The organism is Cellvibrio sp. PSBB023, from assembly GCF_002007605.1.
Taxonomy (GTDB): Bacteria; Pseudomonadota; Gammaproteobacteria; order Pseudomonadales; family Cellvibrionaceae; genus Cellvibrio.
Genome location: NZ_CP019799.1, coordinates 2,558,141 through 2,570,948, shown reverse-complemented (window position 1 = coordinate 2,570,948; position 12,808 = coordinate 2,558,141). Strand labels below are relative to the sequence as shown.

9 protein-coding genes are annotated in these 12,808 nt (G+C 47.1%); 6 read left to right on the top strand and 3 right to left on the bottom strand.

From position 1 onward, the window contains the following. Window positions 1-116 precede the first annotated feature (116 nt). From B0D95_RS11260 to B0D95_RS11245, 4 genes are all read left to right on the top strand, one after another. On the top strand, window positions 117-2,306 hold the full coding sequence (locus B0D95_RS11260; RefSeq protein ID WP_078043973.1) for a hypothetical protein: 2,190 nt from the start codon (window positions 117-119) through the stop codon (window positions 2,304-2,306). Between the two features lie 99 nt (window positions 2,307-2,405). Beyond that, window positions 2,406-3,008 (top strand): flavin reductase family protein, encoded by a 603-nt coding sequence (locus B0D95_RS11255; RefSeq protein WP_078043972.1) that lies wholly within the window; start codon window positions 2,406-2,408, stop codon window positions 3,006-3,008. A gap of 38 nt (window positions 3,009-3,046) precedes the next feature. After that, window positions 3,047-3,448 (top strand): fosfomycin resistance glutathione transferase, encoded by a 402-nt coding sequence (fos, locus tag B0D95_RS11250; RefSeq protein WP_078043971.1) that lies wholly within the window; start codon window positions 3,047-3,049, stop codon window positions 3,446-3,448. A 159-nt stretch (window positions 3,449-3,607) separates the two neighbouring features. Beyond that, the gene (locus B0D95_RS11245; protein ID WP_078043970.1) at window positions 3,608-4,006 is read left to right on the top strand and encodes a GFA family protein; all 399 of its coding nucleotides are present in this window, start codon (window positions 3,608-3,610) and stop codon (window positions 4,004-4,006) included. Window positions 4,007-4,016: 10 nt separating this feature from the next. Here B0D95_RS11245 and B0D95_RS11240 read toward each other — a convergent pair whose 3' ends face one another. Further along, window positions 4,017-5,051 (bottom strand): AraC family transcriptional regulator, encoded by a 1,035-nt coding sequence (locus B0D95_RS11240; RefSeq protein WP_168172438.1) that lies wholly within the window; start codon window positions 5,049-5,051, stop codon window positions 4,017-4,019. A gap of 1 nt (window position 5,052) precedes the next feature. Next, window positions 5,053-5,982, bottom strand: a complete 930-nt coding sequence (locus B0D95_RS11235; protein WP_078043968.1) for a diguanylate cyclase domain-containing protein — start codon at window positions 5,980-5,982, stop codon at window positions 5,053-5,055. Between the two features lie 220 nt (window positions 5,983-6,202). On the opposite strand from B0D95_RS11235, the gene B0D95_RS11230 reads away from it, so the two are divergent. Then, entirely contained in the window at window positions 6,203-8,980 is a 2,778-nt protein-coding gene (locus tag B0D95_RS11230; protein WP_078043967.1) for a TonB-dependent receptor, read from the top strand. A gap of 130 nt (window positions 8,981-9,110) precedes the next feature. After that, window positions 9,111-11,894, top strand: coding sequence for a phytase (locus B0D95_RS11225; protein ID WP_210403616.1), 2,784 nt, complete (start codon window positions 9,111-9,113; stop codon window positions 11,892-11,894). 9 nt (window positions 11,895-11,903) lie between these two features. Here the strand turns inward: B0D95_RS11225 and B0D95_RS11220 are convergent, their stop codons facing one another. After that, window positions 11,904-12,551 carry a hypothetical protein gene (locus B0D95_RS11220; protein WP_078043966.1) on the bottom strand — a complete coding sequence of 216 codons (648 nt, stop codon included), beginning with the start codon at window positions 12,549-12,551 and terminating at the stop codon, window positions 11,904-11,906. Window positions 12,552-12,808: the final 257 nt, after the last annotated feature.

The window sequence follows — 12,808 nt, the reverse complement described above, 5'->3', positions numbered from 1 at the left end:
GCGACTAGCGTTAAGGGTGTTTAGTAGTCTGGCTATAGTCGGCCGTTGAATACCCATAAAAAATATCGCGCATTGTCGCGCACAACCTTGTCGCTCGTAAAAAGGATCCGCAACCGATGGCTACCAAAAAGACCTCTCGCCCCCAAGAACCTGCCGAACAGGACGATGTCATCACTGCCAGCCCCGAGGTAGAAGTGGAGGTTATTCACCCTCCGCTGACCAACGCCAACGGCAATAGCTACATGTATTTCACTGAGCGGGATTTGAATAAAATCCTGTACAACCTGGATACCCTGCGCACCAGCGTCTACCCGCACCTGATCAACCAACAAGATGTTGACGATCAAAAACAACCGCAGTTTCCTTCGGTGTGCCTGATTGGCTTGGGGCGCTGCGGTTCCAATATTGCGTTGGATGTGGCGAGTTTGGTCTACAACGCGCGCAATTTTTACCTGAATGAATTCCTCAGCGAAGAAAAAGAAGTGCGCGAGCCTGATCACATGCCCATGCGCTGGATCAAGCGCAGTTTGCACCTGAAAGGCTCGCATCAACTCAAACCGGTATTTTTAATTGAGCCGCTGGTGATGCTGGGCGATTTGGATAAGGATATCGAAGGCCGTATCCGCTTTTCGCACAAGGGTGAGCGCGCCGGTTTCCTCAAGGATTACACCAAAATGAAAATCATGGACTTGTCTGAAGTCCATGCTGGCGGTTCAGGCAACGCACCCATTCTCGGGCAATACCTGGCCAAAATTATCCTGAACAAAGATACCCAGCGCTTTTCCAATCCCGATTGGAAATTTGTACATTCGTACCTGATTGATTCTTGCGGTATTAAAGCCAACCAATCGCGTTTGTATTTTTATATCTTCAGTGCAGGCGGCGGTACCGGTTCGGGTATGGCCAGCGAATTTGGCTTGGCCCAGCAATACGCCTACATGAGCAAAACCTTCGACGTGCGCGCCCAAACCGAAGACAATACCAATCGCGGCCACTCGTTTGTGTTTGAGCCAATTTTCACCAGCGGCATATGTATCCTGCCCAATATTTCCGATCACGGCGTGGAAATGTCAGAAGCATTGCATATCAATGCCGGACGATTGCTGTGTAAATATTTATCGGAAGAGTGGGACTTCTCCTACAACTTCGACAATGAAGACAGCAGTGAAGCCAGCGTAATGCACCGCATTCGTCCCTGGAATGCCATGATGCTGATCTCCAACGACATCATGCGCTACGCCGAAGAAACCGATGAAGGCGCCATCCAGCACATCGATGTTAACGCCATGGAGAAATACGCCAACCAATATATTTCCCAGCAAATTTTTAACATCCTCACCGCCCAAGCCGTAACCACCGATTACGACGAAAACTATTTCCGCCGCGCCGGTATCGACATTGGTGAAACCATCCGCCTGGATGCCAATGACCTGTTTATGAGCCTGGCTGGCCCCGTAGCGGTTGCCTATGCTGAATCGGTTATTCCCGCCAATATTCCGCAGGGTGTTGATAAATTGCGCGGCATAGACACTAAAAAAATCGGTGAACTGAATATCGATGATTTATTTTATCGCTCCATCGACCTGCCGCACTTCAATAAAGTCACCCAGGCAATTGAAGGTATCAGTTTGTTACCCATCGAGTCTGTCCGCTATCGCGAAGCGCTCAGCAAGTATTTGCAAAAAGGTTACGATGCGAACGAACTAAAAGACCTGCATTTCTTCAAGAACTGCTCGTCCGTTGTCTCGATTATCTCTCTGCCCAAAGATTACAAACTGAGTTATATGGATTTGAATAAACTCAAATCCCATTTGAATGCGCTTTTCCCCAATACCACGCTCAAGCGCTACGCATTGGTCATAGGTGCATCAGCCAATATTTCCTTGACCACCCTGATCGTAAAAAGCCCTTGCTTGAGCGATGATTTCCTGACGTTGATTGTCGCCTTTATCAAGCGCTGCTTCGCCAAAGATGCCTATCGCTTTGATGAGCAACTGGATGCCGCCATGCTCGAATTTATTCGCGCTGACGAGTTCGATGAGGCACTGGTGGATAAAATGCTCAACGAATACGAAAATCCGGCAAAAATTCTTGATACAAACTGGTATGCCATCAAACCCATGTACGAGAAAAAATACCGTGAGCTCATCAATGACTCGGAGAAGTTCTGTTCAATCAATGATATTCGCCTGTCGCGCGACAGCGTAAAAAAAGCAATCAAATACCTGCGCGAAATCTATCGCCACAAAATCAGTAAAACCCGCATTGTCTCGCTCAACTCGCTGCCGAAAGACAGCAAGAACTAAGCGCGTAGTCACCCACCAAGGAGCCGCAAGGCTCCTTTTTTATTGTTATCATCGGCATACTAGGGTAGAAAAGCAGTAGCTTATTCCTGGAGTGCGATTATGTTGTTTGAAACCTCACAGTTAAACCCGCAAGATATTTATCGCCTGTTGGTCGGCGGTATCACCCCGCGTCCTATTGCATGGATCAGTAGCTTGTCCAAATCAGGCATTGCCAATATCGCGCCTTACTCCTTTTTCAATGTGGCCAGTTGCAATCCGCCAATCCTCTGGTATTCCCAAGTGAATCCGCGTGTTGGCGGCGATAAGGATACGCTGGTTAATTTGCTTGATACCGGCGAGTGTGTTGTGCATATAGTAAATGCGCAATTATTAGAAAAAATGAATTTAACCTGCGCCTCACTTCCTGCGGATCAAAGTGAATTTGAGTTTGCCCAGCTTGAGCAATGTGCAAGCTACAGTGTTAAACCGCCCTCAGTAAAAGGCGCATTAGTGCGCTATGAATGCACGCTGCGCGAAGTGGTTCGTTTCAGCAGCCTACCAATGGGCGGCAGTGCTGCACTATTGGATGTAAAAACTATTTTTGTGGATGACTCTCTTTGGCAGGGTGGCTTTATCAACCAGTCAGATTTGAACAGCGTGGGGAAAATGGGCGCCGATTTTTACAGCCTTACCAGTAACCTGATTGAGTTATCGCGGCCTTAATTTTTTATCGTAGTTAATACCGAAAAGGAGGTGGAGTTATGCTGGTTGGGTTGAACCATATCACAATTGCGGTAAGCAATTTGGAGCGTTCTTTTGCATTTTATACACAAGTTCTAGGTATGAAACCTCGCGTTCGCTGGGATGGTGGTGCCTATCTGTGTCTAGGAAATATCTGGTTTTGCCTATCTTGCGATAATGTCGCACCCAGTCAGGATTACAGTCACATCGCACTGGATATTGCCGCAGACGATTTTACTTTCTTTGCAAATAAGCTGCGTGCTGAAAATGTAGTGGAGTGGAAGCAGAATAAAAGTGAAGGTAACTCATTATATTTTCTTGATCCTGATGGACATAAACTGGAAATTCACTCAGGAAACTTACAAAGCCGTTTGGACTCATTATTAGTTAGTCCATATAAAGGGCTGGTATGGTTTGAATAAGTAATAAATTAAGAAATTCTATGCAATGACAGGGAGAAATCCCGTGACTGCAATGTATAACAAAATAGGCAATGGATATGATGCAACAAGGTGTGCATGTGATTCTTGTGGTGAAGAAAAAGTGATTGAATTTTATAGTGCAGAAAAGAGAGTTGTCTTATGATTAAACGTGTAGGTGATACTGATATTCAGTTAACACACAAAGCCACTTGTCATTGTGGTGCGGTGGAATTAGAGATTGATTTGCCGGATGGCATTGTTGACCCACGTCGATGCGATTGTTCTATCTGTCGGCGAAAGGGTACGGTGATGGCGTCGGCTTTTTTGTCGGGTATACGGGTTGTTAAAGGTGAGGATGTGCTTAAGCTTTATCAATTCAATACCAATAAAGCCAAGCATTATTTCTGTTCTGTGTGCGGTATTTATACCCATCACCAGCGCCGTTCGGATACTAATCTTTATGGCTACAACGTTGGTTGTTTGGAAGGGGTAAATCCTTTTCTTATCCCTGATGTGCCGGTGAATGATGGGGTTAATCATCCGGCTGATCGCCTGTGATTTTTACGGGTTAATGTCGTGCGGCAAGTAGTGTTAATCCTGTCCATTTTTTGAAGGCGCGGCGCAAGTTTGCCACATCGTGAAAATGTAATCGTTGCGCAACTTGTTCGCTGCTCCAGCCTTCCTTGTGTATCCAATATACGGCCAAATCCTTGCGTACTGCATCATAAATTGCTTGAAAGTGGCTGCGGTGTTTTTTTAGTTTGCGTTTGAAGCTGGCGCAACTCATACCGAAATCGGCAGCGGTTTGTTCCAGATTTGGTGCCGTAGAAATATTGTTATTCAGGTAGTCATAAACTTCTGTTAAAAAGCCTTTGCTGGGAATATCCAGAGGGTATGGCAGCATATCATCAGTGTGTGTTGTATGTATTGTTGTCCAGGCCTGATAACAATAATCGCGCGCAATGCTCATCGCATTGCGCTGGCAATCAAAATGCAAGTCGCTACCAAGATGCACTTGATATTGTTCAATGTACTCGGGTTTTTTATGTGCAAAGTATAGTGTCCAGGGGAGGCGAGTGTTGGATCGCCAGCGAGTCATGCTGCAAATAGCTGTTGTCATTGTCTCTACTAAAAATATGAATGCATCTTCTGCGCCGCAAGCATCTTGCCAACAGATAACTAATTGATCGCCTTCATAGGTGCACCGGATATTAATAAGCGGACAAGCTATGTGTTGATGTTCAATCAACTCATCGATTAGTTCGATGAGATTACGGGCTGTTACCAGTTGCTGGTTAAGGTTGGCCATATTGCTGGGTAACAATTGATGGCCTAATAAAAAGCTGATGTCATGAGCAGTGTAATTTTTTTGAATATTATGAATCAACTGCAGCAATTGTTCCGGACAGATGCGGTGATCTGTGTGAAAGAAATCCTCACAAAAAATACCAGTATGGCGCAGCAGTTTATGCTCCGGTATGGCGCGAGTGATGGCCAAATCAATTAATGTGGCAGGCCAATAGCTGGATGGAATGATGGCTGTATCGCGTTCGTAATAAGCTTGTGGCATCTGGCGCAGCGGTAATTCAGTTGTCACCACCATATCAGGCTGCCCGTGGTTGATGCAGATCGCGCTGTTCTTTGGCGCGTAGCAGTGCATGGGTGGCGCGAGCGATGAGCGTGTCTGGTGTGTCCGCTGTGGCGCTTTGGCCACTGCTAAAGGCAATGCCAATACTTACAGAATGAAAAATACTGTCCTGTTGTTGCTGTGGTTTGAAGGCAAAGTGGCGCACGGCTTGGGATATTTCGGCAGCAATCGTATTGGCCATCAGTGTGCCGGTGTTGGGGAGTAGTAGTGCAAAACGATCACCAGCGTAGCGGCAAAGTAAATCATTACGGCGAATGTTCAATAACAATAATTCACTCAATGCGTGCAGTAAATTGTCTCCTTCACGGTTGCCGTAGTGGCGATTGATCTGCGCAAAATTATCAATATCAATCAATACCAATGCAAGTGAGTTTGTATGCTCGCCTTTGGCCAGTTCATGCTGTAGTTGCGCGCGTAAATAATGTGCGCCGCTTAAGCTGGTGGTGATATCCAGCCCGCGATGTTCACGGAACAAACGTTCACGCTTGCGCAATTGCTCGGTGATCAGCAATTGTTCTTTGTGCCAGTGGTAAATACCGAAGGTTAATAATACCAGGCCGATTGGCATAAACCCGGATTCTATCCAGTGATCCCAGAGGGCGTTATCCGGAAAAGAAATAAATTCATCGAGCCAGTCCTGAAAGCCGGCAATAAAAATAGCGCTAAGCCCCAGGCTGAGAAATTGTGTTACCCGCCCTGAGGGGCGGCTGTGCAAAATCAGTAGCAGCCAAATTAACGCCAACAGTATCAGGCCGCCTTCGCCAACAATATCCAGCCAATTCCACTGGGCGGCAGTTTTCATGTCGCCACTGGCAAGGCTGCCAACCAAGGCCAGATTGGTTACCAAGGCAAGGAAAAGTAATTTCCATTTGTGTAGTGCGAGCATGGTAAGAGAGTCCACTGCAATTGAGTGATGACACCCTTAGCAAACAATAGTGACATTTTTATGACGGCGGAAAATTATTTTAATGTCGACTTGATTGAGATGTAGGGGAGGCAAATTAGCTCAGGATATTTGTGCGGGTTATTGATTGAGGTAACAGAAGTGTCACAGAGGAACCCTAGTTTGGCGATGTTGAAATTCATTATTCGCTTGGGGACTTATTGTGAAAAACGCATCACTGACTTTGTTTAATAAAACCTGCCTGGCATTGGTTATCGCAGGTGTTGCTGTTCAAGCAGCAGCCGATGGGCGCATTGAAGGTCAAATAAAAGCTACGGATAAAGGCATCGCCTTGGAAGGCGCTAAGGTACGCATTAAAGAATTAAATCGCGAAGCGGTAAGTCAACGTGATGGCCGTTTCGTTTTTGCCGATATAAAACCGGGTCAATATACCCTGGAGACCAGTTACATAGGTGCTGACAATATAGCGCGCGCTATAGTCGTCGAGGATTTAAAAACCACACGCGCTAATTTTCAGTTGCAGGGTGTGTCGGGTCTGGTTGAAAACGTGATTGTAATTGGTCAGGCTGCGGGTATTAATAAATCGCTGAATAAACAGCGCAGTGCGGACAATATTATTACTGCTGTATCCGCTGATGCAATTGGCCAATTTCCGGATACCAATGTCTCCGAATCACTACAGCGTTTGCCTGGTTTGTCTATTGAGCGTGATCAAGGGGAAGGGCGCTATGTGCGCGTGCGCGGCATGAGCCCGGATTATAACGCTGTCACTATTAATGGAGTGGGTGTACCGGGGCCGGATGCAGATCGTCGCGCTGTGGCATTGGATGTGATTCCGTCAGATTTATTGGAAAACCTGACGGTGACCAAAAGCTTAACGCCGGATATGGATGCCAACTCACTGGGTGGCAGCATTGATGTGCAAAGCTTGTCAGCATTTGATCGCGATGGATTTTTTTACCAGTTAACCGCCGAAGGTAGTTTTGATGAAAATACCGAAGAGTACAGCCCTAAAGTGGCCGCTACCGCAAGCAACCAATTTAGTATCGGCAATGGCGAAAAAAATGCTGGCATCGCGTTTGGCGTGAGTTCTTTTAAACGCAAATTTGGTTCGGATAATGTCGAGACCGGTGGCGCATGGGATTTTGAAGGCGGTGAAGCGGGTTTGGAAGAATTGGAGCAGCGTGACTATCGCATTACCCGCGAGCGCTCGGGCGTTACCTTGAATCTGGATTACAAGCCCACCGACAATACAGATTTATACTGGCGCAATCTATACAGTGAATATACTGATTCGGAAATTCGCTTGGCGAATGTCATTGAATTTTTTGAGGAAGATGACGAGGGGGAAAGAGATGGTACCTCAGTCGCAGTGGGAGAATTTAATTCTGCAGAAGTACAGCGTGAATTAAAGGATCGTACTGAAACTCAAAAAATTCTGTCGACGTCTTTAGGTGGTCAAACCCGCTTGGATAATTGGACCGTGGATTATCGTGTTGCTTACAGCAAATCCAGCGAAGACGAGCCGCAGAACATTGCTGGCGCCGTATTTAAAATTGATGACGACGTGATTGCTGATGAGGCGTTTGATGTTTCCTACAGCAACAGCAAGAAAATAAGTTTGTCTGCTCCTGCCGAGTTTTATCAAAGCGCCAGTTACAAATTGGATGAGGTTGAGTTGAGTAGTGCCAATACCAATGATGAAAGCACTGCGGTGAATCTGGATTTCACCCGCGAGCTGGAGCTAGGTAACAATGCGGCGCAACTAAAATTTGGAGCCAAACATCAGGCAAGAAACAAGGATAATGATGTGACGGTTTGGGCGAGTGAAGAATTTCTGGGCGATACTTCACTGAGTGCATTTTCTGGTTCACCGGTAGATTACAAGTTGGGCCAGTTTGGCAATCAAATTAATGCCGGTGCAGTAAAAGCGGCAATAGATACGCTGGAGGATAATCCGGAAGAGAGCGTCATTGGTGATTACGATATTACTGAAGACACTTCTGCTGCCTATGTGATGGGGCGAATCGATATAGATAACTGGCGCTTGCTTACCGGTGTGCGTTACGAGAATACCGATTTTACTGCTGATGGGTTTTCATATAATAGTGAGGACGAGGTAGCAACCGCCCAGCGCTTCAGTAACTCTGACGATTATTTTTTACCGGCACTGCATATTCGCTACAGTGTTGATGATAAAACCCAGGTGCGTGCCGCATGGACTAATTCTGTAGTTCGCCCCGGTTTTGCACAGTTGTCGCCCGGCACCTTAATTGAAGGTGATGAAAAGGAATTTGGTAACCCGGATTTAAAATCATTGGAGTCCAGTAATCTTGATCTGGGTATTGAGCATTATCCTGGGGTTGCCAGCGTAATATCAGCCTTTGTGTTTTATAAAGATATTAAAAACTTTGTTTACGACGTGGACTTGGGAAAAACGCCGGGTTACGAGGCGTTTGACAAAGCACAGACATTTGCTAATGGCAAAACCGCTGAGTTGTTTGGTATTGAACTGGCTGCTTCTAAACAATTTACCCAATTACCTGCCCCTTGGGACGGATTATTAATTGGTGGTAATGCTACGTTTGTTGACTCCACGGCAGAAATTGGCGGTTATGACGAGGGTGAATTTATTGCACGGGATATTCCCCTGCCTAGTCAATCAGACACCTCGGCGAACTTGATGGTGGGGTATGAGTCTGATTTGATCAGCATGCGTTTATCGGCAAATTATAAATCCAACTATTTGTTGGAAGTTCTTGATACCTTGGATGCAAAAAAAGATACCTATGTGGATGACCAGATCCAATTGGATTTCTCATTGCGCTATTACGTTACTGAATCAATCAAACTGCATTTTGAAGCGCTGAATTTAACCGACGAGGTATATTACAGCTATGTCAATACACGTAATTACAATGCCCAATATGAGCGCTACGGTGCAACCTATAAATTGGGTATTACCTTTATGCAATTTTAAGAATGAATTAATGTTGCGTGTGTAATTTGTGTGGCTGTAATAACACCTGTGCATTGTGTTATTCAATGTGCCGGTGTGTTTCAACAAGACAATAACAGCCACAACAATATCTGGTGTTGGAAAATTCCTTATGACTACGTTTTTAAAAAAAATAGCTCTATTGCCATTGTTGCTCTTATCGATTGGTGCCTTGGCGGTCGATGTAAAATCAAAAAATGCCATTGCTGATGAAGTTGTATTACGCTTTGCGGTGTTAGGTGATGCTGAGCCTAAACCGGAGCCCGCGTTTCCTAATCTTGCTGCCGCGGTAGCTGACATTAATAAATTTGCCGACAAAAACCGCTTGGATTTTGTGGTGGGTGTGGGTGACATCGCCCATAAAGGGACGTTGGTACAGTATGAAAATGCCACACCGGTCTTGCAGCAATTGCGTAAACCGTTTTACCCCATCATGGGCAATGAGGAGCACGGAAGTACCGAGGCACGTTTCTTACAATTTGCATCGCTGTGGAACCAGGGTAAGGGGGATATTACACACACAAAATATGTGTTGGAGTTTCCAGAGGTTGCATTGGTATTGGCATCACCCGATCACGGGCGCGATTTCAATGATCAGGGTATTGCCTGGATACAGGCACAAGTAAAGCGCTTGCAACCAAAACCGGTATTGTTAATTGTGCACAGTGCCCAGCAAGGAGTTTTTCCTGAGAATGCTGAAAAAGGCATAGCGCATGCTGGGTTCAAATCAATTGTGGCCGAGCCTAACGTGGCAGCCGTTATTTCCGGTGATTTACACATGGATATGGACCGCGTGCAACACTCAAAAAAAATCGGACAGGTGCATTACTTACATATTCCCGGTTTGGAACGCACCAAAATACCGGATGAATCTGTGCATAACCCCATGTATCGCCTATTCACGCTGAGCGCAGCAGGCAATGTAAGCGTGGATACTTATCAGGTTGGCAATGCTGCGCCTCTGGCGCGTCACGCTTATCATTTTTCCCTGCCGGTTTCAGCGCGCGTTGCGCCATCACCATCGGCCTTGCGTGCTCCTTTGCCCTTGAAAAAAAATCAGCAATCCACGTTTTTGACGGTGGGCGATAATCAGCAAATCCACTGGCGTGCGACAAACGGTGAATCCCTTGCGCATTTGGATCAAGCGGCGGAATTAGTGGATTGGCGCTACCCGGTAAATGTTCAGCTACAAGGTAAAACAACGCAAGCATTGGTGGCGGCGACGGTATTTTTACCGGAGCAACAGCCCGGATTGATTGTGTTGGATGAAACAACCGGTCAGTTACGTGAACTGCTGCGTGTGCCAACCCCTGCATTTAAAATTGAAAATATATGTTTGAGCCACGCGGCAGGCGACAATTTGTCTTTGTATTTATTGGATGAGCGCGGTACAGCAGAGCATTGGTTGGTGATGGATGCAAATGGCAATCCGCATGCACAATTATTGCGTCGCCTACCCATTGCACCTAACAGTAAAGCCTGTGCAGTGGATGACGAGCAGGATCTTTTATTTATCGCCGAAGAAGGTGTGGGTATTTGGGCGCAGGGCGCGAGTGAGGAGTCATCGCCTGGTCGTACTGCAGTGGATATGCAAAAACCTTTTGGTACATTAACCGGTAGTGTGGAATCGCTGGCGGTAGTGCCGCAAGGTTTGATCGCGGCGATTGCTGAGGAAAAACAACTCGCTTTTTATTCAACCCAACAGCGCGAATTTAAACCGCTGCCATTGATTGACTTGCCGCAAACCGATGAGCCGGAAGTGGTTAAAGCAGTTTATATGGCTGAACAGCAGGCCGTGGCATTAATCGTTAATGATGAAAAAACCGGTAGCCATTCACTGCAGTTGCCATGGCAGGCTGCACCTGCGGCCGTTGCTGCACACCCAATTGTTTCCGTTACCGCAGACGTACAAACCGAATCCATGTTGCGCTTTGGTGATGCCGCTGATGACCCGGCAATGTGGGTGAATAAAAAACGCCCGCAAAAAAGTCTGGTGTTGGGCACTAATAAACAACAGGGTTTGTTTGTGTACGATTTGCAAGGACGCGAGGTCCAGCATTTTAATACCGGAAAATTAAATAATGTGGATGTGCGCTACGGTGTTCGAGTAGGGAAAAAAGTGTTCGATCTGGCTGTGGCTACCAATCGCGATGACAATAGCTTGTCGATTTACACTATAGATCCACGCAGCGGAAAATTAACATTCTCCGGTAGCATCGCTACGGATATGAAAGAAATTTATGGGTTTTGCATGTACCAATCGCCCGCCAGTGCATCACAACCTGATGGCGCGCTCTATGCAATTCCCAATGATAAAAGTGGTGAGTTCCAGCAAATTCTGTTGAGTGCAAATGTGAGCGAATCACAAAAAAATTCAGTGCAATGGCAAGGGCAGGTTAAGCGCCGTTTTTATGTGGAGAGTCAGCCGGAAGGTTGTGTCGCCGATGATAAAAATCAACGTTTGTTTGTGGGCGAGGAAGATGTAGCGCTCTGGACCATTCCCGCTGAGCCTGACACTGGAACCCGTTTGGGAAAAGTGCTCGCGGCAGGTGAGATTCTGGTGGCGGATATTGAAGGTATGGGGGTTTATCAGGGCAAGCATCAATCCTACCTTGTGGTTTCCAGTCAGGGTAATAACAGTTTTGTGGTGCTGGATGCGACGGCGCCCTATGCGCTGCGCGGTATTGTGCACATCGCTCTGGATGCTGGCCGCAATATCGATGGCGTTTCCGAAACGGATGGGCTGGAAGTGACCAGCGCGAATCTTGGTGCCGTATTTCCCGAGGGCATGTTAGTGGTGCAGGACGGCCATAAAGTCATGCCGGAAGCCCCGCAAAATTTCAAATACGTGAGTTGGGAAAAAATTCGCCGCGCGTTGAATTTGGCGGCTGAGTAGTGTGTTTGATTAATCGCCTGTGGATGAATGAGTGTCAGGCGGATTAATCAGCGTCCAATGCTTCACGGCCGGATGAAAAAAGCCGGATTCCTCATAAGCGCGCTGGATGGTGTTGTTTGCCTCCAGTGCCGCTATACCGCGTACCAATGCGGCAGAAATAGCTGCAGATTCCGGATGCTTCTTACTGATCGGCCAATGGCGGCTGCCGGGCAGGCTGACCTTGATACCGGGAATGGGCACCAGCTCCACATCATTCACCTGTACTTTCATATCTGGGTTCGATTGAAAGGGGGCGAGGGTAATATCGGCGCGCCTGGCAACCACCATGCGCACGATTTGCGGCCAGTAGGTGGAGTAGTAAATCTTCTTGATGCCCAATTGATGGAGGGTGGCAATATCGGCCTTCCAGTGGCTGTTGGAGGCGGCACTCAGTTGGCGTAGTGCCTCGGGCGTTTTGGCATTGAGGGCATTGCTGTTGGTGGCGTGGGTGTAGATCCCGGCGATAAACTCACCTTCGTGCACCAGTGCCGGACTGATCAGCAGGGTATCCTCATAGTTTTTGAGATCGGCTTTCCATACCAATGCCGCAGAGAGTGCGACTTGGCCATCCTGCACCAAACGCAAAATGCGCAGGTAACTGTTTTCCGGTCGCAGCACCAGTTTGCTTTTGAATCCCCCAAATGCAGCGCCTGCTGCAACAGCACTATTTCAACCACATCGCGCCGTGCGCCGGGACCGCTGAAATGAATAATGTCCAGCGGGTCGCGCTCGCCAACAAACAATTGATAGTCCGCAATAATATCTTCATCCACCGCGGCCGTGAGTGTTTGCCCCGCAAGGCAGGGCACTGCGACCAATAGCATCAGGCACAGCACTCGGACAATAATGGAATGGCATTTCACGGCAATGGCAGC